The sequence below is a fragment of the Streptantibioticus ferralitis genome (assembly GCF_029223525.1).
Classification (GTDB): Bacteria; Actinomycetota; Actinomycetes; order Streptomycetales; family Streptomycetaceae; genus Streptantibioticus_A; species Streptantibioticus_A ferralitis.
In genome coordinates, this window is record NZ_JARHTQ010000012.1 from 174,507 (window position 1) to 198,312 (window position 23,806).

The following is a 23,806-nucleotide window of genomic DNA, read 5'->3' on the forward strand; positions in this document are numbered from 1 at the left end:
GGCGCCTGGATGGATCCGCCCCCGGGCGGCGGAACACGATGCGGCCATGAACGTCGAACCGCAGATACCAGCGAAGCGCAGCACCGTCCTGATCGTGGGCGGCAGCATCGTGGGGGCCTCGGCCGCGTTGTTCCTCGCGGCCCGCGGCATCACCCCCGTCCTCGTCGAGAAGCACCGAGCGGTGTCGACCAGACTGCGTGCCAAGCTGTTCTACCCGCGCACCATGGAGGCGTACCGCTCCGTCGGGGCCGACCAGGATGTCTACGCCGTCCAGCACGGCCTCTTACCGGCCGATCACGCCGCGGTGGTCACATCGCTCGCCGGGCCGGAACTGCGGCGCTGGCGCCTGCCGGCCGCGGCGGACTTCAGCGACGTCTCGCCGTGTCCCAGCGCCTTCGTCAAGCAGGCCGACCTGGAGGAGGTCGTCCGCGCGCACGCCCGCGCCGCCGGCGCCGACCTGCGTTTCGGCCACCGCCTTGTCGAACTGCGTCAGCACGAAGACCACGTCGTCGCCCGAGTGCTCGACGCCGACGGCGACGCGTACACCGTGCAGGCCGACTACCTGCTGGCCGCGGACGGCAACGGCAGCGCCATACGGGAGGCGTTGGGGATCGGCCGCAGCGGCAGCGAGGTCGTCTCGCACATCATGGAGATCGGCTTCGCGGCCGATCTGCGCCAGGCCCTCGACGGCCGTCGGCTCGCCCTGGCCTGGACCGACCTGCCCGAGCGCGCGTTCATCTCCTGGGGCACGGCACACGACCATGGGGCGGTGTCGGTGACGTACGACCCCGCGGCCACCGATCCAGCGACCGCGTTCGACGCCGAGCGCTGCCGTGAGATCGTCTCGCGCGTGCTCGGACTGCCCGCGTCGCGTTTCACGGTCACCGGGAGCCGGCCGTGGCACATGGGCGGCTGGGTGGCCGACTCCTACCGTGCGGGCCGGGTCTTCCTGCTCGGAGACGCGGTGCACGTCACCCCGCCGACCGGTGGATTCGGCGCCAACACCGGGATTCAGGACGCCTGGAACCTCACCGCCAAGCTGGTCTCCGTACTGCGCGGTGACGCCGATCCGCGGCTGCTGGACGACTACGAGCCCGAGCGCCGAGCGGTGGGCGGGTTGACGGTGGATCAGGCGCTGCTGCGCGTGCGTGACCGTGCCGGGGGGCCGAGCGAGGACCGTCCGCTGCTCAGCGAGGCGGCGGTGGCGATCGGCTACCGCTACCGCATGACCGGGGACGAACCCGGTCTGCCGGAGGCCGATGAGCCGGGCCGCTGGCGCGGCGAGCCCGGCACCCGGCTGCCGCACCTGCCGCTGGGCGGCGCGGAGGACGGCGTCTCGACGCTCGACCTGGTCCGCGACGGCCGCTACCTGCTGCTCGCCGGGTCCGAAGGGCACCCCTGGGCACGAGCCGCGCGCGCGTTGGATCCGCGAGGTGCCTTCCTCGACGTGGCGCTGCTGCCCCGTCAGGCCGGTTCCGGAACGGCACGGCCCGCCGACGTCTGCGGCATCGGCGACCGTGGCGCCCTGCTGGTCCGCCCGGACCATGTGGTCGTTTGGCGTGCCACCCGTGCCGCGAACGCCACCGCGGCCCTGGCCGACGCCACCCGGCGGGCGCTGGGCCGCGACCGCGTCCCGGCGGCCTAGACCAACCTGCGGGCCGTCGCCCAGCGGGTGAGTTCATGGCGGTTGGACAACTGCAACTTCCGCAGTACCGCCGAGACATGGGACTCGACCGTCTTGACGGAGATGAACAGCTGCTTGGCGATCTCCTTGTACGCGTAGCCGCGGGCGATCAGCCGCAGCACCTCGCGCTCGCGTTGGGTGAGCCGGTCCAGGTCCTCGTCGACCGGCGGGGCGTCCGAGGAGGCGAAGGCGTCCAGCACGAAACCGGCCAGCCGTGGCGAGAAGACCGCGTCGCCGTCCGCGACCCGGAAGATGGAGTTGACCAGATCGGGACCGGTGATGGTCTTCGTCACGTAGCCGCGGGCGCCGCCGCGGATGACGCCGATGACGTCCTCGGCCGCGTCGGACACGGACAGCGCGAGGAAGCGCACCGGCTGCTCCACATCGCCCATCAGCGGTGCGCAGCGGCGCAGCACCTCCACCCCGCCGCCGCCCGGCAGGTGGACGTCCAGCAGGACGACGTCCGGGCGGGTGGCGGTCACCACCGTCACCGCCTGGTCGACGTCGGCGGCCTCGCCGACCACGTCGACGCCGGTGCGCTCGGTGTCGCCGATCTCGGCCTGTACGCCGGTGCGGAACATCCTGTGGTCGTCGACGAGCACCACCCGTACCTGACGTGCCGCAGACGTCTCTTCGCTCATGCCGCCGACCTCTCCATTTCCAGTTCCACTTCGGTGCCGCCGCCCGGTGCGGCATGCAGCCGTGCCTCGCCGCCGTTGCGCTTCATCCGGCCGATGATCGATTCCCGGACGCCCATCCGGTCGTCCGGCACCTGGTCGATGTCGAAGCCGGGGCCGCGGTCCCGTACGGACACGAAGACCCGGGTGTCCTCGACCTCCGCGTACACCTGGACCGCTTCGTCGCCACCGTACTTGGCGGCGTTGACCATTGCCTCACGCGCGGCCTGCATCAACGCGCCGAGGTTGCCGTCCAGCGGGCAGTCGCCGACGCAGACCACCTCCACCGGAACGCCGTGGTAGTCCTCGACCTCGGCGGCCGTCGCGCGCACGGCGTCGGCGAGGGTGGTCGGTTCGTCCTCCTTGCCGGTGCCCTCCGGCCGGTACAGCCAGGCGCGCAGCTCGCGTTCCTGCGCGCGGGCCAGCCGGGCCACCTCGCGGGAGTCGTCGGCGTGCCGCTGGATGAGAGTCAGGGTGTGCAGCACGGAGTCGTGGACGTGCGCGGCGACCTCGGCGCGCTCCTGGGCGCGGATGCGCATCATGCGCTCGGTGGACAGGTCCTGGGTCATCCGCACCACGTAAGGACCGGCGAGCAGGGCGATGCCGACCAGCACGGCCAGCGAGGCCTGCAGCACGGCGCCGAGGTCGCGCGCGGAGCTGCGCAGCACAAGGAAGCCGGTGACTCCGGCGGCGACCAGGATCACTCCGGCCGCTCCGCGGGCCACCGGAAGGAACCGCTTGCCGCGGCTCATCTCGACCCAGCGGGCCCGGCGGGCGTTGTCCGCCTGCCGCCAGACCAGCGCCACGCCCGCGGCGATCAGCAGCACCGGCCAGATGTAGTGGTTGGCGGCGCCGAGATTGAGGTTCTTCACCAGTACCGCGAAGCCCGCGATCATCGCGACCATCGCGATGATCTGGCCGCGGTCGGGCCTGCGGCCGGTCAGCCAGCCGCGGGGGCCCGTCGACCGCGCCGCCTGGTCGACACCGCCGACACCGAGTGGCACCACGAACCAGAACGCGGCGTAGAGCGGAATGCCGAGGCCGCCGATGGTCGACAGCACCGCGAAGGCGATGCGCACCCAGGGCGTCGGCAGTCCGAGGTGTCCGGCGAGCCCTCGCGCCACACCGCCGATCATGCGGCCCTCCGAGCTGCGGTACAGCCTGGGCGGCGGCTCGTCGTCGAAGTCGGCGCGGGCGGACCCGGCGGGCGCGGACATGGCTGGCATGCATCCGATGGTCACATGTCCGGGCCGCCCCCGGCATCAGGGTTGCCCCCGAGGTCTTCCCTGACCTGGGCATCCCTGAGTCAGGAATCAGGGTCGGACCAGGGGCGTCACGGATTCCGGCAGTCCCGCGCAGCCCGCACCATGGAGCGCATGACAGACGACGACCCGCGGGACGAGGCGCCCGACGCGCTCGGGCGGGGCCTGCGCAAGGGGCTGACGCGCAGCCGCCGCCAGAAAGTCATCGGCGGAGTGTGCGGCGGCCTCGGCCGGTACTTCCGCATGGACCCGGTGATCTTCCGGGTGGTGTTCACCGTGCTCGCCCTGACCGGCGGCGTCGGCCTGATCGCGTACGGCATCGGGTGGCTGCTGATCCCGACGCAGGGTGAGGACGAGACCGAGCTGCACCGGCTGCTCTCCGGCCGGATCGAGGGGACCGCGCTGACCGCGCTGCTGTTCGCGCTGGTCGGCTCGGGGTTGTTCCTGTCCACCATGGACAACGGGGACAGCCAGGCGTTCTCCATCTGCCTGGTGGCCGCGCTGGTGGGGGCGGTCTACTGGTCGACCCGGCGGCGAGCGACGCTGGCCCGGGCCGGAGCGGACGGCGAGGCCTTCGCGGCCGCCTCCGGCCAGGTGTCCGACGCCCCGCCCGCGGCGCAGCCGCCGCCCGCCCAGACGCCGTCGTGGTGGCGTGAGTCGAGGGCCTACGCCGCCGGTGCCACCGGTTATCTGTGGGGTCCGGACGACGGGGACCACGGGGGGTACGAGAAGTGGTCGGCGCCCTCGGCGAAGGGCGCGTCCCGGGCACCCGGGGAGCGGCGCGAGCGGTCAGGGTTCGGCCTGGGGGCGTTCTGCCTCGCCGCCCTCGCGGCCACCGCCGGTACCGCGCTGTCCTGGCGGCACCATCCACTGGGCACGATCATGGAGATCGGTCTGGTCAGCGCGCTCGGCGTGTTCGGCCTCTGCCTGGTGATCGGCGCCTTCCGAGGGCACCCGGGCCGCGGCACGATCTTCTGGGCGACGCTCAGCTGCGTACTGCTGGTGGGCGCGGCCTCGCTGCCGAAGTCGGTCGGAACGGACTGGCACCGCGAGAACTGGCGCCCGGCGACGGCCGCGCAGGTGCGGCCCAGCTACCAACTCGGCGCGGGCCAGGGGACCTTGGACCTGACCGGGCTCAACCTCAAGGGCGGTACGACCGCGACGTCGCTGGACATCGGCGCCGGGCAGCTGCGGGTACGGGTGCCCGAGGACGCCACGGTGGACGTGCACGCCAATGTGGGACTGGGCGACATCCGGTTCCCCGACGAGCCCGGCCCGCACAATGTGGACGTGCACCCCGGCATGAACCGTTCGGTGACACTGGGCCCGCTCGCGGGCAGGACGTCGAGCGGGAAGATCACGCTCAACCTGAAGGTCGGCGTGGGAGAGGCGGTGGTGCTGCGTGGCACGGAATCGTGAACGGCGCTTCGAACCGGCGACGCTGGTGGCGGGCCTGGTCTGCCTCGGGATCGCGACCGGGTTCGGACTGGACGCGGCCGGGGCCTGGCATCCGCGGCCGGTACTGGCGCTGCCCGCGCTGGGGATCGGGCTGCTGTTGACCGGGTTGACGCGGGCGGTGACCCGATCGGTCAGGAGGCGGTCCGCCGGTTCCGGCGCCGTGCGATGAGCGCGTCCAGAGACAGCACCGGCGCCCCGGCCAGCACCAGCGGCAGCCACGCCATGAGATACGGAAGATCGTTGCCGTAGTAGTACGGCGTGCTCGACCAGCTCACCGTCAGCCACAGGCTCAGCGAGATCAACGCACCGCCCACCGCGGCGATCCGGGCCAGCAGGCCGAACAACATACCCAGTCCGACGGCGAGTTCACCGAAGGCGATGGCATGGCCGAATCCGCTCGGGTTCCTCAGCGCCAGGTCCACCAGCGCCGGTATCGCGGAGCTGTCGCGCACCGCGTGCAGCGTGGTCACCAGGGAGTTGGGGCCGCCGACGGAGAAGAACGACGGATGGGCGAGCTTGTCGAAGCCTGCGTAGATGAAGGTCACGCCCAGGAAGACCCGTAGCGGTAGCAGCGCGTGGCGGGCCAGATTGGCCCGCCACGCCCCGTACGACCCGAGCGTCGTCGCATCCGCACCAGACATCGCTTTCCCGCCTCTCCGTCGGTTCCCACACACAGGTACGCGGGCCGGACGGCTCGCGCTCAACACCGCGTCGAGTTCCTGTGCGGGCCCGTCGAGGACTCAGCCGAACAGATCGGGCTCGCTGCGGGTGATCTGCTGGTACAGCGGCTGGTAGTTGATCCAGGCGACGAGATCGTTGCCGAGCTGTTCGCGGGTGCGTACCGCGTTCTCATGGCTGATCGGCACCGGCTTGCCCGCCGCCTTCGCGGTGAGCTGCACCTGGCAGGAGCGCTCCATGGTGATGAACCACCAGGCGGCCGCGTCCACCGAGTCGCCCACGGTCAACAGCCCGTGGTTGCGCAGGATCACCGCCTTGTGCGGGCCGAGCGCCGCCGCGATCCGGCGGCCCTCCTCCTCGTCAACGACCACGCCCGTGTAGTCGTCGAACAGCGTGTGGTCCTCGAAGAAGGCGCAGACGTCCTGGGTGATCGGCTCCAGCAGCTCACCGAGCGCGGACAGCGTCCGGCCGTAGGTGGAGTGGCTGTGCGCGGCCGCGACGACGTCCGGGCGCGCCTGGTGGACCTGCGAATGGATCGCGAACGCGGCCTGGTTGACGTGGTGGCGGCCCTCGACGACCTGCCCGGAGTGGTTGACCAGGATCAGGTCGCTGACCGTGATGTGCTTGAAGGACATCGCGAACGGGTTGACCCAGAAGTGATCGGTGAACTCCGGGTCCCGGGCGGTGATGTGACCGGCTACGCCTTCCTCGAAACCGAACCGCCCGAAGAGCCGCAGCGCGGCGGCGAGCCGCTCCTTGCGGTACTGGCGCTCGTCCTCGACGTTGTCGAACGTCGGCGGAAGCGCGAACTGGAGCTGGTCCGTGGGTATGGGCTGCGGCGGCGTCTTTTCGCTCATGGGGCGGAAGTTACCGCGAGGTACAGCGCATGGCCAGGGTCTTACAGGTGGTCGATCTCGGTGAGGTCGATGTCGATGGTGAAGGGGACACCGACCTTGAGGTGGTCGTGGTGGATGCCGGTGACGACGTAGGTCCTGGTAACCGGGTCCAGTTCGTAGACGTAGACCACCGGGAGGTCCTTCTCGCCAGTCATCTCCACCCGCCAGAAGTGCGGGATGCCCGCCTGCGCGTACTTGTGCGGCTTGGTGTCCCGGTCCCGCTCCTCCGAGTCCGGTGAGACGACCTCGACCGCGAGCACGACGTCCTTCGCCTCGTAGCGGGTCTGCCGCCGCCCAGTGACAGCTTCGGCCTTCAGCACCAGCACATCGGGTTCGGGAGCGGTGCGGTTGCTCAGCACGATGGCCATCTCCCGCCGCACCCGCAGGTGCTCAGGGACCGTCCTGCGCAGGCCATTCTCCAGCAAGGTCAACATCAGGGAATGAAAATCCCGCTGCGGGCTCACGAAGACCAGGCTCCCGTCGATCAACTCGGTGTGCGGCGGGAGGTCGGGCAGAGTGAACAGGTCATCCACGGTGTAGCCGTCACGCGGCGGCTCAGGCCACGACGAGGCGGTGGCGGGCAGCGGTTCGGCGGTCATGGTTCCTCCCATGGACGGGATCCTGCACCGTACGGACAGCGTACCGAGCGGAAACGACGGTGCCGCCACTCATACGTATGAGCGGCGGCACGCGTCGTTGACGTGTTCGAGTGGGCGGTGAGGTCACTCCCACTCGATGGTGCCCGGGGGCTTGCTGGTCACGTCGAGGACGACGCGGTTGACATCGCGTACCTCGTTGGTGATCCGGGTGGAGATCTTCGCCAGTACGTCGTACGGCAGCCGCGACCAGTCGGCGGTCATCGCGTCCTCGGAGGACACCGGGCGCAGCACGACCGGGTGGCCGTAGGTGCGGCCGTCGCCCTGGACGCCGACGGAGCGGACGTCCGCCAGCAGGACCACCGGGCACTGCCAGATGTCGCGGTCGAGACCGGCGGCGGTCAGCTCCTCGCGGGCGATCGCGTCGGCGTCGCGCAGCAGGTCCAGACGGTCGCGGGTGACCTCGCCGATGATCCGGATGCCCAGGCCGGGGCCGGGGAACGGCTGGCGCCAGACGATCTCGGACGGCAGGCCGAGCTCCTCGCCGACCTTGCGGACCTCGTCCTTGAACAGCTTGCGCAGCGGCTCGACCAACCGGAACTGCAGGTCCTCGGGCAGGCCGCCGACGTTGTGGTGCGACTTGATGTTGGCGGTGCCGGTGCCGCCGCCGGACTCCACGACGTCCGGGTAGAGCGTGCCCTGGACCAGGAACTCCACGGCCTCGCCGTGCGCGCCCGCGTCGGCGACGACCTCGGAGGCGGCCTGCTCGAAGACCCGGATGAACTCCCGGCCGATGATCTTGCGCTTCTCCTCCGGGTCGGTCTTCCCGGCGAGCGCGATCAGGAAGCGCTCCTGTGCGTCGACCACCTTCAGCTGGACGCCGGTGGCGGCCACGAAGTCCTTCTCGACCTGCTCGGCCTCGCCCTTGCGCAGCAGGCCGTGGTCGACGAAGACACAGGTGAGCTGGGAGCCGACGGCCTTCTGCACCAGGGCGGCGGCGACCGCGGAGTCCACACCGCCGGACAGCCCGCAGATGACCCGCTTGTCGCCGACCTGCTCGCGGATGGTGGCGATCTGCTCCTCGACGACGTTGTGCGTCGTCCAGGTGGGCTCCAGGCCCGCGCCGCGGTAGAGGAAGTGCTCAAGCACCTGCTGGCCGTGCGTGGAGTGCATGACCTCGGGGTGGTACTGGACGCCGTACAGCCTGCGCTCGTCGTCCTCGAAGGCGGCGACCGGGACGCCGTCGGTGGAGCCGGTGACGGTGAAGCCCTCCGGCGCGGCGGAGCAGGCGTCGCCGTGCGACATCCACACCGACTGCTCGGCGGGCGTGCCCTCGAACAGGGTGGAGTTGGCGCCGTGCCGGTTGACGTGCAGCGGGGTGCCGCCGTACTCGCGGCGGCCGTTGTTGTCGACCGTGCCGCCGAGGGTGACGGCCATCAGCTGGAAGCCGTAGCACATGCCGAAGACCGGGACGCCCGCCTCGAACAGGGCGCCGTCGATGGACGGCGCGCCCTCCTCGTAGACGGACGACGGTCCGCCGGACAGGATGATCGCCTTCGGCTTCTTCGCCAGCATCTCGCTGACCGGCATCGTGCTGGGCACGATCTCGCTGTAGACCCGGGCCTCGCGGACGCGTCGGGCGATGAGCTGGGCGTACTGCGCCCCGAAGTCGACTACCAGGACAGTGTCGGCAGGGGCTGGGCTAGCTGATGCCACGGGCGGCCTTCCGGCGGTTTCTACAAGGGATCGGTTTCCGATTCTACCGTCGCCACGAGCAACGCCTCCCGCTGTGGGAACGAACGCCCCCAGGGGGCTCCCCCCTGCACCCCATCGGGGGCCGCGCCCCTTGGGCTGCGCGCCGGTGCGGGATTCAGGGGGCTGCGCCCGGCCCCCCTCAGGGCTTCGCCCCGGCCCCCTTGGGGCTTACGCCCCCGGCGCCCTCAGGGCTTCACCCCGGCCCGCTCAAGGCTGCGTCCCCGGCCCGCTTGGGGGTGCGCGCTGCAGGAGTGCGGTCCGGGTGCGTGGGGGGCGGGGGGCGGGCATAATGGTTCTATGCACAGCAGTACGCACTTCGCGTTTACCTATGGCACCGGCTGGTCCGGCTGCCATGGTCGTGCTGTCTGAGCGAATCACAGACACCAACAGGCGCCCCGGACCGGTTTCGGTCCGGGGCGCCTGTCGTTTCCGTACCGGTTCCGAACTCCGGGGCACTCGCCCGAGGAGCGAAACGGACATGAGCACACGGCACACAGTGGACACCGGAGCCGCGAGCGACCATGCGGCGGAGCTGATCAGCGACGCGCGGGAGCGGATCGACGCGCTGGACCACCGCATCATCGGCCTGCTGGCCGAGCGCATCACCATGTCGGAGCAGATCCAACGGGCCCGTATCGCCTCGGGCGGACGACGGGTGCATCTGTCCCGCGAGATGGAGGTCATCAACCACTACAGCGGCGCCCTGGGCAAGCCGGGCACCGCACTGGCGATGACGGTGCTGGAACTGTGCCGGGGCCGCGCCTGACGCGCCTTCGCGGGGCGCGCCTCAGGCGTGGGGGCGGGAGAACAGCCCCGGCGCGCCCGCGCACGAACAGCGCACCCGGAGCACGCAGGAAGCCCAGGCCGAAAGGACGCGCCGCGCCCTTTCGGACATCACCCGTACGGCGCGTGACCGCCCACGGGGCGGTTCGTTGGACCCGGTGTCCGTTCCAGCCAGGTGCGGTCGGGAGTAGTAGTTACCACGCGTGGAGACCGCCCAGGCGCAGCTGGGTGGATTCACCGGGGCGATGAGACGTACCTGGGTTGTACGTCGTGGGACCTCGCCCCGGTACCGGTGACCGGTCAGCAGGGGACAGCAGCCCGGTTGCCTAACTGAAAAACAGGCGGTCGGTCCCGAGGACGCTTGGGGCCGACCGCTCTGCGGAGCAGGAAAAACGCTCCGCTGGGCGGTACGCGATGCACCCTACCGCAAGCGCCCCACTGTGACGTTGATCACTGAAAAAGCATCACGGGTGTGGGCAACTGCCCGGATTCCATCACTTACGCCATCCCCACCCCGGAAGCGGCTGTGCACCGGCTGTGAAATCCCCGGCCACACGGCCTCCACACGGCCTTACGATCAGCGCCTGCCGCACCGCGAGCCACCCCCCACCACCGCGACGGCCTCTCATCTCTTTCTGACCTAGACGAGGTCTCATGAAGCTTCGCCGCGCCCTGGTGGCGGTTGCCACGACCGCAGCCATCGCCCCCGCCGCGCTCATGTCCGCGCCGTCCGCGTTCGCCGCCGACACCGCCGCGCCCGCCTCAAGCGCCCCTGGCGCCTCCTCGACGAGCTCCGCGCCGTCGACCACTGCGACCACCTCCGGTACGCCGTCCACCGCCCCCTCCGCGGCCGTCCCGACGCCGAGCACCGGCTCCGGCTCCGTGCCGACGAGCACCCAGGGCACGAAGCCGCCGACCCCGGGCGTGTGCGTGGTCGAGAACCCGAAGTACCAGGCCGCCGTCCACACCGCGATCACCGGCCTGCCGGGCAAGATCGCGACGGGCAGCGGCTGGCACACCTTCACGCTGAAGGTGGACAACCCGTCGTCGACCGATGTCGCGCGGATCAACCTCTTCGCGGGCGTCGGCCCGGTCGCGAAGGAAGCCAAGGCGTTCTCCACCAGCCAGGTCGAGCTGCAGGCGTACCACCCGAGCAGCAAGCAGTGGAAGGACGTCTCGGACGGCTCCGGCCACTCCGTCGGCTACTTCGGCTGGGGCACGCTGCCCGCGCACACCCACTTCAACGTGCCGATGCGCATCGAGGTCAAGAAGAACGCCCCGATCGGCAAGGGCCTGACCCTCGGCGCCGGGTTCTACCTCGACAAGCAGTACAACTGCGTGGCCACCAGCGCCGCCGCCTACAAGATCCAGATCGTGGCGCCGGGCACCGACACCACCGGCTCCACGCCGCAGCCGCAGACCGGCGGCGAGGCCCCGGTCCCGGCCCCGAAGACCGCCCCGGACAACTCGCAGAAGGACAGCGCCAACCAGGTGGTGCCCGCCTCGGCGACGTCCACGGACAGCACGACCGGCGGCACGCTGGCGCACACCGGTGCGTCGTCCGCGCTGCCCGCGCTCGCCGGAGCCGGTGCGGCCGCCGTGGCGCTCGGTGCGGGTGCGGTGTTCGTCGTACGGCGCCGTAAGAGCGGCTCGACCGTCTGACGGACCGTCACACACCAGGACCCGCACCTCGCCGGGAGGTGCGGGTCCTGCCGCGTCTTCAGGGCTTCGAGGACTTCGGCGGCACCTGCGGCACCGGGAGCACGGGCAGCACCAGCGCCGCGAACGCGTCCTTCGGCACGGCCGGTTGGCACGGCGCCACCGGCGAGAGGCGCACATAGCCCTCGCACTGCGCCGGACGCGGGTCCGGCTCTCCCTTGTTGGGCCACAGCGACATCGCGCGCTCGGCCTGCGCGGTGATGGTCAGCGAGGGGTTCACCCCGAGGTTCGCGGACACCGCCGAGCCGTCCACCACATGGATGCCCGGGTAGCCGTACAGCCGGTGGTACGCGTCGATCACGCCGTGCTCCGGGTCCGCGCCGATCGGGCAGCCGCCGAGGAAGTGCGCGGTCATCGGGGTGTCCATGATCTCCCCGACGCTGCTGCCCGCGAAGCCGTTGATCTCCGCGGCAAGCACCCGGGCTGCCTGCGCGCCCTCGGGGATGTACGTGGGGTTGGGCGTGCCATGGCCCTGCCGTGCCGTCAGCAGCCCCTTCCCCAGGCCCTTCCGCTTCCGGTACGTCGTCAGGGAGTTGTCGTGGGTCTGCATCACCAGGCCGATGATGGTCCGTTCCGACCAGCGGCGGTTGGACAGCGAACGCACGGTCAGCGTCGGATGCTTGACGCTGTTGGTCAAGTAGGACAGCCAACGCGGCAGTCGGCCCCCGTACGGCACCTGGAGCACGGAGAGCGCGCCCATCGCGTTCGATCCCTTGCCGTAGCGGACCGGTTCGATGTGGGTGGTGTCGTTCGGGTGGATCGAGGAGGTGATGGCCACGCCCTGGGTGAAGTCCGCGCGTTCGGCGGCGTGCGCCGTGCGGTACCGGCGGTCGGTGGTCTGGGCGCCCACCAGCGCCTCGGAGTTGGTGCGGGTCAGCTCGCCCAACCTGGTGGATATCCGGGGCAGTTCACCGCGGTCACGCATGGTGTGCAGCAGGGTCTGTGTGCCGTAGGTACCGGCGGCGAGGACGACCTGCGGGGCCCGCAGCACTTGCGGTGCGGCGTTGCGCCGCTGGTCGGTGGGTACGGTGGCGACCCGGTAGCCGCCGTGGTCGGGGTCCTCGGACAGGCCGACGACGGTGGTCATCGGGTGGATGACGGCACCGGACTTCTCGGCCAGGTGGAGATAGTTCTCGGTGAGCATGTTCTTGGCCCCGTGGCGGCAGCCGGTCATGCACTCCCCGCACTCCACACACGCCCGGCGGGACGGCCCCGCACCGCCGAAGTACGGATCGGAGACCTCCTCCCCCGGCCGTACCGGCGCCATGCCCCCGGCGTCCGCACCGTCCCCGAAGAACACCCCGACCGGCGCCAGGTGGAAGGTGTCCGCCACGCCCATCTTCTCGGCGGTGGCCTTCAGATGGACGTCGGAGGGGGTGAGCGTGGGGTTCAGCCGCACCCCCAGCATCTTCTTGGCCTGGTCGTAGTAGGGCGCCAACTCCTGCTGCCAGTCGGTGATGTGGGCCCACTGGCGGTCGGCGAAGAACGGCTCCGGCGGTACGTAGAGGGTGTTGGCGTAGTTCAGCGAACCGCCGCCGACCCCGGCGCCCGCCAGCACCAGCACGCTGCCCAGCAGATGGATGCGCTGGATGCCGTAGAGGCCCAGGGCCGGGGCCCACAGGTAGTCACGGACGGACCAGGACGTCTTCGGCAGCGTCTCCCGGGTGAAGCGGCGCCCCGCTTCGAGGACGCCCACCCGATACCCCTTCTCGGTCAGCCTCAGCGCGGCCACGGACCCGCCGAATCCGGATCCGACCACGATCACGTCGTAGGAGTGAGGGTCCTCGCTCACGCTCACCCGAACCGTCCTTCCAGAATGGTGATTTGAGGCAAAGCAGCGGGGGTTCGGGGGCCGCAGGCCCCCGAAGGAGAAGCCGCGTCCCGCTCCCCCTCAGCGCAGCCGCAGGCGTTTCATCACGGCCAAGCTGCGGTTCATGAACGCCGCGTACTTCTCGTCGTCCATACCGAAGGACGGGCCCATCGGCAGGATGCGCTGAGTGGCCACCGTCTGCGGCTCGGTGTACTTGAGGATGCCCTCGGAGCCGTGCCTGCGGCCGAGACCGGAGTCCTTCATACCGCCCATCGGTGACTGCACGCTGCCGTACGCCGCCGCGTACCCCTCGTTGACATTGACGGTCCCGGAACGCAGCCGGGCGGCGACGGCCCGGCCACGCCGGGCGTCCTTGGTCCAGACGCTGGCGTTGAGGCCGTAGGGCGTGGCGTTGGCGCGGGCGATCGCGTCGTCCTCGTCGTCGAAGCGGTAGACGGAGACCACCGGGCCGAAGGTCTCCTCGGTGCACACCGCCATGGGCGGCTGCACACCGTCCAGGATGGTCGGCTCGTAGAACAGCGGGCCGATGTCCGGCCGCGGACGGCCGCCCGCGAGGACCGTGGCACCCTTGCCGACCGCCTCCTCGACATGCCGGGTGACCGTCTCCAACTGCCGCTCCCCCACCAGGGATCCCATCTCCGCCCCGTACGCCAGCCCCTTACCGAGGCGCAGCGCACGGGTGCGCGCGGCGAACTTCTCCAGGAACGGCCCGGCGATCGAGGAGTGCACGTACAACCGCTCGATGGATATGCACAGTTGCCCCGCCGAGGCGAAGCACGCGCGGATCGCGCCCTCGGCCGCCTTGTCCAGATCGGCGTCGTGCAGCACCAACATGGCGTTCTTGCCACCGAGTTCGAGGGAGCAGCCGACCAGCCGGGCCGCCGCGCGCTGGGCGACGTCGCGGCCGGTGCGGGTGGAACCGGTGAAGGACACGTAGTCGGCCTGGTCCACGACGGCGGGGCCGACGACCGGGCCCTCACCGATCACCACCTGCCATACGGCGGGCGGCAGTCCGGCCTCGATGAGCTGCTCACGGGCCCACAGGGCGGTCAGCGCGGTCTCGGTGTCGGGCTTCATGACGACGGCGTTGCCCGCCACGAACGCGGGCAGCGCGTCGCCGACGGACAGCTCGAAGGGGTAGTTCCAGGGCGCGATCTGGCCCACCACACCGCGCGGCTGGCGCAGTTCGGTGACCTTGGTGAGGGTGGGCACGACGCCGGTGTGCCCCTTGGGCCGCAGATAGGCGGGGGCCTTGCGGCCGTAGTGCCGGGCGGCGACGGCGACGGCCTGGACCTCTTCGTGGGCGTGCAGCCGGGTCTTGCCGGTCTCCACCTGGATGAGGTCGAGCACCTCTGACTGGCGCTGGAGAACGAGGTCGTGGAAGCGCAGCAGCACGGCCGCGCGCTGCCGTACCGGTACGGCGGCCCACCCGCGCTGCGCCTCTCGGGCCGCCTCGAAGGCGGCGGTGACGTCCTCGGGGCTCGACTCCGGCAGCTCGGCGAGCCGCTCGCCGGTGAAGGGCGTGTGGTTGGCGGTGCGACCGCTGCCGGTGACGCCCTGGGTGAGCCGGGCGACCAGTTCGGGGGTGACCACATCGCCGGGACCGCGGGCTCCCGCGGGGGCGACCGGGTTACCGGATGTCTGCTGGGGCTTCGCGGAAATGTCCTGCGCGTCCGTCATGGCGGCGACACTACGGCCGACACGGGGTTTTGTGTACCCGGCGGTAACCGGATTTTGCCGTTCGACTCAGCGGGCCGGGGGCCGGCTCCCGTGAGTGAGCGGCACTGCTCAGCCACAGTGCCGCCAGCAATCGCTGGCGTAATGCCTTACAGCCGGGCGGGAGCGGGCAACCCGGCCGCTATCCGATCTGTCGCAGTGCGTCACCGATCGCCCGGTGGAACGTCGGATACGCCCAGATCTGCTCGCGCAGCACCGTCAGCGGAACGCGGGCGTGCACCGCCACCGACAGGGCGCCCAGCACCTCCCCGCCGTACGGCCCGGCGGTGGTGCCGCCGACCAGCACACCGCTGAGCATGTCCGCGACCAGCTTGACGAAGCCGTCGTTGCCGATCTGGTGCGTTCGGCCGCGGGCGCTCGCGGACAGATCCGCGTAGCCGGTCCGCACCACCAGTTCGCGCTCACGCGCCTCCCACTCGGTCAGCCCGACCGCGCCGATCTCCGGATCGGTGAACGTCACGCGCGGCACCGCGTGGTAGGAGGCGGGTGGGCCGCCCTCGCCGAGGATGCCGCGCACCACCACATCCGCCTGGTACATCGACATGTGGGTGTAGGCGCCCTTGCCCGTCACATCGCCCAGCGCCCAGATCCCGGGCCGACCGCCGACGGGCGGCGCCACCCGCAGCCGCTCGTCGACCGGCAGCGCGGCCGCCTCGTCGTCGACGTCGATGGCCAGCGCCCCCAGCCTGATCAGGTCGCTGCGCCGTCCGGTCGCCACCAGCAACCGTTCGGCGGCCAGCCGTTCACCGCGCTCGCAGTAGGCGGTGAAGCCGGAGCGGTCCCGGTATTCCACCGACCCGACCCGGGCGCTGGTGTGCACCTCGATGCCGTCCTCCGTCAGCACCTTCAGCAGCAGTTCGTGCGCCTCCGGCTCCTCGCGCGGCAGCAGCCGCTGCATGCCCTCGACCACCGTGACCGGGGTGCCGAACCGGCAGAAGGCCTGGCCGAGTTCAAGCCCGACCGACCCGCCGCCGAGCACCAGCAGCGAACGCGGCGGCTCCTCCGCGCGGATCGCTTCCCGGTTCGTCCAGTACGGCGTCCTGGCCAGTCCCGGGATGGGCGGAATGGCGGGCTCGCTGCCGACCGCCAGCACGATCGCCTGCCGGGCACGCACCGCGATCTCGTTGCCGTCGGTGTCCGCGACGGTCACCTCGTCACGGGCGGTGAGCCGCCCGGAACCGCGCAGGAACCGCACGCCGCGCCCGACCAGCCGGTCCACGGCGATCTTGTCGTCCCAGTCGGAGGTGGCCCCGCGCACCGCACGGGCCGCCGGCCGCCAGTCCGGATGCACCATCACGGTGCCGGCATGCCCCGCAATCCGCCGCCCTTCGGCCAGCAGACCGGCCGAACGCACCATGATCTTGGAGGGAATACAGCCGTAGTACGGGCACTCGCCGCCGACCAGCCCCTCTTCCACCCCCGCCACATCGAGCCCGGCCTCGGCCAGCCGCCCGGCCGCCTCCTCCCCGCCGGGGCCGAGCCCCACGACGACGACATCGGCGGTGTCCGCACGGACCGCAGCCATGGGGTCCTCCTCGCGTACCGGATGAGCGCGAACGGCAGGAGTCCCTTCCCACGGTACGCGCGCCGGTGACCGTCCGCCCCGCTGCGGACCGTGTCGATTCGCTACCGTGCCGCCGGGTACTCGACCGGGCTGCAGTACGGCAGATCGCTGATGGGGCGGTCGGTGCAGAAGCGCAACAGGAGGTCGGTGAACTCGTCGATGCGTTCCATGTGCACCAGATGGTCGGCGTCCCGGACCGTGAGGAAGGCGGCGCCGGGCAGCCGGGCGGCGGTTTCCCGCCCCATGTGCGGGGTGGTCAGCGAGTCGTACTCGCCGGTGAAGACCAGCGCGGGGAGCGCCGGCACCGGCTCCGGCCGGAACCACTCGTGGTTCATCAGACGGACGTTGTGGTCCACCACCGCCATGCCGATCTGGCGCGGCGTCTGCGCCATGAACTGCTGGTGGAGCAGCCGGGAGATGGCCGCGTGCCGCCGGATCGCTCCGGCGCCCGGCTGCGACATGAAACGCGCCACGAGTTGTCGGGCCATCTCCTCGCGGCGGTCGTCGTCGAGCATCCGCAGCCAACGCGGCACGGCCTCCGCGTACTCCCGGGGGACACGCGTCGTCATACCGGCGAGGACCAGCCGCCGCAGGGCGTCCGGGTAGTGCTGGGCGAAGCGCAGCGCGACGGCACCGCCGAAGCAGGCACCCAGCAGATTGACCTTGGCCATGCCCAGCTCGTACAGCGCGTCCCGGACGGCGGCGGCCAGGAAGTCGATCCCGTACCTGGTCGGCAGCGGCTCCGCGGCGCCGTACCCCGGCAGGTCGATGGTGACCACGGTGCACGCCTCGGCCCACCGCTCCTCGTGCCGCGCCCAGGAGAACCGGTCCTGCGACGAGCCGCCGAGCAGCACCAGGGGCTCGGTGACCGGGGTGTCCTGCCACAGGACGCGGCAGATGTAGCCGAATCCGTCGAAGGAGAGCCGGTGTTCGGTCACGCTCTGTGGCGCCCGCGCCGCTGGACGGGTAGGCGGCAGGCGCAGCGGTGCCGTCGCTTCGGTGAACATGCGGGACTCCCAAACTCGCGCGATTCACGGCCGACTTCGGATCATCGACCGAACCGCCGGTGCCAACCGACGCGCCGACGCCGAACCCGGGATGTGTATCACTGCGGGCGGGCCCGCTCGTCGACGTTCACCCAATGGAGGGCGCGCCGCCCGGGGACGCCCCGGTCAGCCATTCGCGCGGAAGGTCTGTGCCGCCTTGTCGAAGTAGTCGGAGATCACCGACTGTTGGTCGTCGGGGCCGGTGAGCAGGATGACGTCGTACCTGCCGCCGCGCGCTATCGCCATGTTGCGGCCGTAGACCTGGTTGCCGGACTGCGGGTCGCGCCAGGTGAACTCGCCCTCGGCGGCGGCCGCTCCGCCCGCGTCGAGCCGCTTGAGACCGGCGGCCGAGGACCAGGTACTCGACCTGAACGGGGCCAACTCCGGTTCCCTGTCCTGGTAGGCGAGCGGGTCGGTGCCGTAGGTGCCCGCGCTGTCCCGGCCGCGGACGATGACCAGTTGGAGGACATCGCCGCCGCTGGAGAAGACGATCTCCCCGTTGGGGCCCGCGGTCCTGGTCCAGCCGTTGTGCACCGCCACCGAGAAGCCCGCCGCATCGCCGCGCACCGTGAAATCCGAGCCCAGCGCCGGAGTTTGCAGGGTCGAACGGTCGGTGGGGGTGGGGCCGTCGTGTGCGGGCGACGACATGGACAAGGTCGGCGACCGGCCCGCGTCCACACCCCCGGAGACCTGCGCGGGAAGCGAACGGCTGTCGACGCCGCCCGCGCCCTTGGGCATGAACAGCACCGCGTACAGCACCAGCGCCAGCAGCAGCAGGAAGACCAGCCCGACCAGCAGCACGCCCAGCCGACGCGCCCCGCCGCGCGGTGCGGCCGCCCCCGACTGGCTCAACTCGCCCGTCCGGCGGCGCACTTCGACCGCCTCACCGGACGTCTCCGGTCTGCCCCGCGCACCGGATCCGTCCACCGGTCCCGGGGACGTCCGCTGTCCCCGGCCACGCGCGTGGCGGCCGTGCGGCGGTGCGCCCATCGCGTCGCCGCCCGGGCGACGGCGCTTGCGCAGCCGGACCAGCTCGCCCTTGCGCCGCACGACGGGCAGCTTGTGCGGGTCGCCGGGACCGGCCGGAACCTGGACCATACGGCTGCCGATGTCCGGCTCGGGAGCGGAGCGGATCAGCGAACGCAGCCAGCCACGCAGCTCCTCGAACTCCGGCCGCTCGGTGGGGTCCTGGCGCAGCAGCGACTCTATGACCGGGCGCAGCGGGCCGCAGTCCTCGGCGTACGCGGGCGGTTCCGCGCAGACCAGGTCGACCAGTTCGGTCGCGCTCTCCTCGGGGAACGGCGGATGCCCCTGCACACAGCGGAACAGCAGCGCGCCGAGCGCCCACAGGTCGGCGGCCGGGCCGACGGGCGGGGCCAGCTGCCAGTTCTGGTGCACCGGACCGGCCTGTTCCGGGGACCAGCGCTCGGTGACCGGGCCGACGACGGTGATCCTGGCCTGGCGGGCGCGCTCCATGGCGAGCGCGGAGTCGGGACCGGCCCAGCCGCCGCGCTCCGGCGGGTCTTCGGGGCCGGTGGCGGTCAGTACCTCCTGCGGCACCGGGTCATAGCCGCACAGCGCCTCCTGCGCGGCGCCGAAGGCCAGGCCATCGAGCATGGCCCGGCCGTCCTCGCAGACCAGGACGGTACGGGCGGTGATGTTGCGGTGCGCCCAGCCGTGCGTGTGCAACGCTCGCAGGCCGGCGAGCAGGTCGGCGGCGACCTCGGCGGCGCGGTAGGGGCTGAGCCGCCGGTCGGCCAGCAGCGAGGCGATCGGGCGGGCCGGGACGAGTTCGGAGACCACCCAGAGGCTGCCGTCCTCCACCAGGACGTCGAAGACCTGGACGAGCGCCGGATGGTCCGGTATGGCGGCGGCGGCCCGGGCGGCTTCGAGGGCCCGGCCCGCGACATCCCCGCCACCGCGCGGCACGGCATCCTGCTCGGGTCCGGCGCCGACCACCTCGGCGTGCACGATCTCGGGCAGCAGCAACTGCCGTACGAGCACTTCCTGTCCGCTGTACGTGTCGAACGCGCGGGTCTCCACCAGCTCGAACTCATCGGCGGGCGACCGCGGCAGCCGGTAGCGGCCGGCCAGTACCCGCCCGGCGTACTCGTCCACGGCTCCTCCCATGAGCGTCCTCCCATGAGCGTCACAGGAACGCGGTCGCACGGCTTTCGGTCAGGCGGCATCAGGGCACGGTGTGCCCGGGCTCAGGTCAGACGGCTTTAAGCCAAGCCGTCTTCGGTCAAGCTCGGTCGGCGACGGACAGTCTGGGTACCTTTACGATACGTGCTCGTGGCCGGTCAGTTGACCGCTTTGAACGTCTTGAAAAAGGTCTGGAGCATCTGCTGACACCCGGCGGAGTTCCACTCGGCCGCGGGGCAGCTGAACATGATGGCGTAGCCGGCCTGGTCGTTGGCGAAGCCGCGGTCCAGGACGTGGACGTTCACCCCGTTCTGGGTGCGGGTGAAGTTCCAGTCGGCGGCGGTGCGGAAGCCCTGGTAGCCGACCGAACCGATGCCCAGGCCGCGGTAGTTCTCGCTGCTGCCCCGCACCGCGGGCTCCAGGTCGCGCCAGGCGGCGGCCGCGTCGGTGCCCGGGCTCGCGCTGTAGTCGACCTGGACCCGGGGGAAGCCGCCGTCGGACGCGGCGAAGACCGCGCCGGAGTGGTCCCCGGAGGTGGCTATCCGCCGCCAACCGCTGGGCAGCGCCATGGTGAAGTGGAACTCGGAGTCCTGGTGCGCGACGTAATCCGCCGGAACGCCGCCGTTGCCCTGCGCGGCACCGGCCGTCGGCGCACCGGCCGACGGGGTGCCGGAACCGGTGTCGGCGACCGGCGTCGCCCGCCCGCTCGGCGCGCCGCTGCCGGCCGGGGCGCCGGAGGTGTGCGAGCTGCCCTGCCGCTGGCCGGATCCGCCGCCGTCGTCCTTACCGGATGCGACGGCCGTGCCGATGATCGCGCCCAGCACGGCGAGGACGACCACCGCCACCACGATCACCAGCGTGCGGCGCGGCACCACATCGCTCAGCGGCGCCCGGCCGGAAGAGAACGACGAGGCGACCGCGACCGGCTTCAACTTCGGCTCGGGATCCGCCTTCGTGGTGGCCGCGTTGGTCAACGACCGCAGCGCGCCCAGCATCTTCTCCTGCTGCGACGAGAGTGGACGCGCGTCGGTCGGGGTGGGCTGCGGATCGGCCGGGATCGCCATCATGCGGGTCTCCTCGGCGTCCGGGGGCTCCGGAGCGCTCACCGCCGCCGTCAGCAACTCCCGTACGCCCGGCTCGTCCAGCCGCTTCACCGGGTCCTTGATCAGCAAGCCGTGGACCGCGTCGGCGAGCGGCCCGTTGATCTTGGGCGGATCTACCGGCTCGGTCATCACGGCGGTCAACGTGGCGATCGCCGAGCCCTTGTCGTACGGCGGGCGGCCCTCGACCACCGCGTACAGCAGCGCGCCCAGCGACCACAGGTCGGACGGCGGACCCGGCTTCTGGCCGCGGGCCCGCTCCGGGGATATGTAGGACGGCGCGCCCACCAGCATGCCGGTCGAGGTCACCGACGGGTCACCCTCGACCTGGGCGATGCCGAAGTCGGTGAGCACCACGCGGCCGTCGTCCGCGATCAGGACGTTGGACGGTTTCACATCACGGTGCAGGATGCCCTCGCCGTGCGCGGCACGCAGCACGTCGAGGACGGCGAGGCCCACTTCGGCCGCGCGTCTGGGTGGCAGCGGGCCGTCGGCGCGGATCGCGTCGGACAGCGAGCGGCCCTCGACCAGCTCCATCACGATCCACGGCCGCTTGTCCTCCTCGACCACGTCGAAGACGGTCACCGCGCCGTTCGCGCGGATCCGCGCGGTCGCCTTGGCCTCGCGCAGGGTGCGCGTGATCAGGCGGCGCTTCTCGTCGTCGTCGACATTGCCGGGGAACCGCAGCTCCTTGACGGCGACGGTACGGCCCAGGGTCTCGTCGACCGCCCGCCACACCGTGCCCATACCGCCTTTGCCAAGGACCTCGCCGAGGCGGTAGCGGTCGGCGAGGAGACGGCCGGTGGTGCCTTGCGCCTGGGTCATCAACGTCCTCTGCAGATCGATATGACGATGCATCGGGCGGCGCACGGGTCGACACGGGGTCGATGCGACTGCCCCATCACATCATCCCCTGTGGGTAGGACATCGGTACGCCTGCCCCCGGTTCCGGAACCTAGTGCTCACACTTCGACCGGTATACGCCGGTACTTCGACGGGTATCCGCCATCGCAGATGAGCGAGGGCCTTTCTCAGCTGTGCGGCTGGAAGGATTTCGCCGCGTTGTTGAAGACCGGAAGACGCTGCTGCCACTCGGCGTCCGGTGCCGAGAGGTAGACCGCGTACTCCGTGCCGCCTTCCTTGCCGAAGCCCAGGTCGATGGCGTGGTACTTGCGCACCTTCCCGTTCCAGGTCCACTCCCAGATCGCCGCCGGTACCTGCTCGCCGTTGATCTGGGCCTGGGTGGAGTTCATCCGAAGGACGCTGTAGCCGTTGTTGTCGGCCTTCAAGGTGACCTCCAGATCACGGAAGTGCTGGAGCGCGCTGGGCCCGGCGTAGTCCTCCACGCTGACCAGGAGGTCGCACTTGCCCTGGACATCCACATAGTGGATGTTGCGGCCGCCCGAGTCCACCTGGCGGGTCCAGCCGTTGGGCACCACCATGGTGAAGCCCGCCGGGTCGTCGACCACGTGGTAGCCCGGGGGCGCGGTCGGGGGGGCTGCCGAAGGCCGCTGTGCCGCGTTGCCGTCGGCCGCCTGCCCGCCCTGCGACGCGCCGCTGTCCTGCTGGGCGAGCAGCAGACCGCCTACCACGGCCGCGGCCGCCACGACGGCGGCCCCGCACCAGGCGGCCACCCGCTTGCCGCGCCCGGTGCGGCGGGCATCGGGCCGTTCCGGCGCGTCGAGTCGGGGGGTGGGCTCGATGGTCAGGGGCGCGGCGGAGGCCGCGGCGGCGACGGCTGTCACGTCGGCCGGGGGCGCGGTGACCTGCGCGGTGACGTCCTCGGCGGACTGCGGACCGTGGACGCTGTGAGTGTCGTGGTGGTCCTGGGCGCCGGAACCGCCCTGGGTGTCCTGGGTGCCGTGCGGGTCCGGCTCCTGGCGCTGCTCCGGGACGGCCGCGGACGGCTCGACAGCGGCGGCGGTCCGCGGCCTGACCACGGCGGTCGGTTGGTCGTCGACTCCGTCCCGAAGCGCCCAGGACGGCGCCGGACGTCGCGGCAGATTACCCGTCACCGCCACCGTCTCCACCGAGGAGACCAGCAGTCGCTCGGCCTGCTCGGCCGACATCCGCTTGTCCGGGTCCTTCTCCAGCAGCGACTCGATGACCGGGGCCAGCGCACCCGCCCGGCGTGGCGTCGGGACGGGCTCCGAGGCGATGGCGTACGCGGTCTCGATCGGGGTGTCCCGGTGGAACGGCGCCACGCCCTCCACCGCTTGGTACAGCGTCGCCCCCAGGGCCCACAGATCGCAGGCCGGGCCGCCCGTGCCGCCGGTTATCCGCTCGGGCGCCAGGAAGTCGAACGAGCCGATCAACTCGCCGGTGCGGGTGAGGGTGGACGTTCCTGTCGCGGAGGCGATGCCGAAGTCGGTGAGCACCACCCGTCCGCCGGGCCAACTGGCGTCGCCCTCCGGACCGTCAGCGCTCAACAGCACGTTGGCGGGCTTGACATCACGGTGCAGCACCCCGGCACGGTGCGCCGCGCGCAACGCGGCGACCATCCCGCGGCCGATCCGCGCGGCCTCGCGCGGTGTGACCGGACCGTCCTTCTTCAACACGTCGCCGAGAGTCCGGGACCGCACGTACTCCATCACGATGCACGGCAGGCCCTCGTCCTCGACCACGTCATGCACCACGACCACGTTGGGGTGGGTGATACGGGCGGCGCTGCGCGCTTCCCGCCGGGTGCGCTCGTAGAGCGTCTCGCGCTCGTCATCGTGCAACTGCGGTGGCACCCGCAGCTTCTTGACTGCGACCTGACGGCCCAGCAGCTCGTCCTCGGACCGCCAGACGGTGCCCATGCCGCCCCGGCCTATCAGCTCGACCAGCCGGTACCGCCCGGCCACCAGCCGCCCCTGATCGGACACTTTCCACC

The 23,806-nt window shown here is 71.4% G+C and carries 18 protein-coding genes; 5 read left to right on the top strand and 13 right to left on the bottom strand.

What is annotated here, in order from left to right; all coding sequences use genetic code 11:
* The first annotated feature begins 46 nt into the window (after positions 1-46).
* Entirely contained in the window at positions 47-1,645 is a 1,599-nt protein-coding gene (locus tag P2L57_RS20115) for an FAD-dependent monooxygenase (RefSeq protein WP_275816431.1), read from the top strand.
* Here P2L57_RS20115 and P2L57_RS20120 read toward each other — a convergent pair.
* Together P2L57_RS20120 and P2L57_RS20125 are read right to left on the bottom strand one after the other, a co-directional pair.
* A complete protein-coding gene (locus tag P2L57_RS20120; RefSeq protein ID WP_275816433.1) occupies positions 1,642-2,325 on the bottom strand; it encodes a LuxR C-terminal-related transcriptional regulator in 684 nt (227 codons plus the stop codon). The two genes, P2L57_RS20115 and P2L57_RS20120, sit on opposite strands and share 4 nt — an antisense overlap.
* On the bottom strand, positions 2,322-3,587 hold the full coding sequence (locus P2L57_RS20125) for an ATP-binding protein (protein WP_275816435.1): 1,266 nt from the start codon (positions 3,585-3,587) through the stop codon (positions 2,322-2,324). Before P2L57_RS20125 ends, P2L57_RS20120 begins: the two co-directional genes overlap by 4 nt.
* Positions 3,588-3,737: 150 nt before the next feature.
* Between P2L57_RS20125 and P2L57_RS20130 the strand changes: the two genes are divergently transcribed.
* Both P2L57_RS20130 and P2L57_RS20135 read left to right on the top strand, forming a co-directional pair.
* On the top strand, positions 3,738-5,042 hold the full coding sequence (locus P2L57_RS20130; protein WP_275816437.1) for a PspC domain-containing protein: 1,305 nt from the start codon (positions 3,738-3,740) through the stop codon (positions 5,040-5,042).
* Positions 5,026-5,250: a hypothetical protein gene (locus P2L57_RS20135; RefSeq protein WP_275816439.1), complete on the top strand. Its 225-nt coding sequence runs from the start codon at positions 5,026-5,028 to the stop codon at positions 5,248-5,250. The genes P2L57_RS20130 and P2L57_RS20135 overlap by 17 nt, the downstream gene beginning before the upstream one ends.
* On the opposite strand, the gene P2L57_RS20140 is transcribed toward P2L57_RS20135, so the two are convergent.
* The 4 genes from P2L57_RS20140 to guaA all read right to left on the bottom strand — a co-directional run bounded on the left by P2L57_RS20140 (position 5,213) and on the right by guaA (position 8,967).
* Positions 5,213-5,722: a DoxX family protein gene (locus P2L57_RS20140; protein ID WP_275816441.1), complete on the bottom strand. Its 510-nt coding sequence runs from the start codon at positions 5,720-5,722 to the stop codon at positions 5,213-5,215. The genes P2L57_RS20135 and P2L57_RS20140 overlap by 38 nt on opposite strands.
* Before the next feature lie 99 nt (positions 5,723-5,821).
* On the bottom strand, positions 5,822-6,616 hold the full coding sequence (locus P2L57_RS20145) for a class II aldolase/adducin family protein (RefSeq protein ID WP_275816443.1): 795 nt from the start codon (positions 6,614-6,616) through the stop codon (positions 5,822-5,824).
* Between the two features lie 41 nt (positions 6,617-6,657).
* On the bottom strand, positions 6,658-7,266 hold the full coding sequence (locus P2L57_RS20150) for a Uma2 family endonuclease (protein WP_372515794.1): 609 nt from the start codon (positions 7,264-7,266) through the stop codon (positions 6,658-6,660).
* Positions 7,267-7,377: 111 nt separating this feature from the next.
* Entirely contained in the window at positions 7,378-8,967 is a 1,590-nt protein-coding gene (gene guaA / locus P2L57_RS20155) for a glutamine-hydrolyzing GMP synthase (RefSeq protein WP_275816445.1), read from the bottom strand.
* A 517-nt stretch (positions 8,968-9,484) separates the two neighbouring features.
* On the opposite strand from guaA, the gene P2L57_RS20160 reads away from it, so the two are divergent.
* On the top strand, positions 9,485-9,772 hold the full coding sequence (locus tag P2L57_RS20160) for a chorismate mutase (protein ID WP_372515795.1): 288 nt from the start codon (positions 9,485-9,487) through the stop codon (positions 9,770-9,772).
* A gap of 671 nt (positions 9,773-10,443) precedes the next feature.
* Entirely contained in the window at positions 10,444-11,451 is a 1,008-nt protein-coding gene (locus P2L57_RS20165) for an LAETG motif-containing sortase-dependent surface protein (RefSeq protein WP_275816449.1), read from the top strand.
* Between the two features lie 58 nt (positions 11,452-11,509).
* Here the strand turns inward: P2L57_RS20165 and P2L57_RS20170 are convergent, their stop codons facing one another.
* The 7 genes from P2L57_RS20170 to P2L57_RS20200 all read right to left on the bottom strand — a co-directional run bounded on the left by P2L57_RS20170 (position 11,510) and on the right by P2L57_RS20200 (position 23,798).
* Positions 11,510-13,306 carry a GMC oxidoreductase gene (locus tag P2L57_RS20170; RefSeq protein ID WP_372515797.1) on the bottom strand — a complete coding sequence of 599 codons (1,797 nt, stop codon included), beginning with the start codon at positions 13,304-13,306 and terminating at the stop codon, positions 11,510-11,512.
* Positions 13,307-13,399: 93 nt separating this feature from the next.
* Positions 13,400-15,019 carry a succinic semialdehyde dehydrogenase gene (locus P2L57_RS20175; RefSeq protein ID WP_275816453.1) on the bottom strand — a complete coding sequence of 540 codons (1,620 nt, stop codon included), beginning with the start codon at positions 15,017-15,019 and terminating at the stop codon, positions 13,400-13,402.
* Positions 15,020-15,197: 178 nt separating this feature from the next.
* A complete protein-coding gene (locus P2L57_RS20180; RefSeq protein ID WP_275816455.1) occupies positions 15,198-16,601 on the bottom strand; it encodes a dihydrolipoyl dehydrogenase family protein in 1,404 nt (467 codons plus the stop codon).
* A 101-nt stretch (positions 16,602-16,702) separates the two neighbouring features.
* Positions 16,703-17,647, bottom strand: coding sequence for an alpha/beta fold hydrolase (locus tag P2L57_RS20185; protein ID WP_275816457.1), 945 nt, complete (start codon positions 17,645-17,647; stop codon positions 16,703-16,705).
* Between the two features lie 165 nt (positions 17,648-17,812).
* Positions 17,813-19,816, bottom strand: a complete 2,004-nt coding sequence (locus tag P2L57_RS20190; RefSeq protein ID WP_303656475.1) for a serine/threonine kinase C-terminal domain-containing protein — start codon at positions 19,814-19,816, stop codon at positions 17,813-17,815.
* A 173-nt stretch (positions 19,817-19,989) separates the two neighbouring features.
* Positions 19,990-21,756, bottom strand: coding sequence for a serine/threonine-protein kinase (locus P2L57_RS20195; protein ID WP_275816459.1), 1,767 nt, complete (start codon positions 21,754-21,756; stop codon positions 19,990-19,992).
* Between the two features lie 206 nt (positions 21,757-21,962).
* Entirely contained in the window at positions 21,963-23,798 is a 1,836-nt protein-coding gene (locus P2L57_RS20200; protein ID WP_275816461.1) for a serine/threonine-protein kinase, read from the bottom strand.
* Between the last annotated feature and the right edge of the window lie 8 nt (positions 23,799-23,806).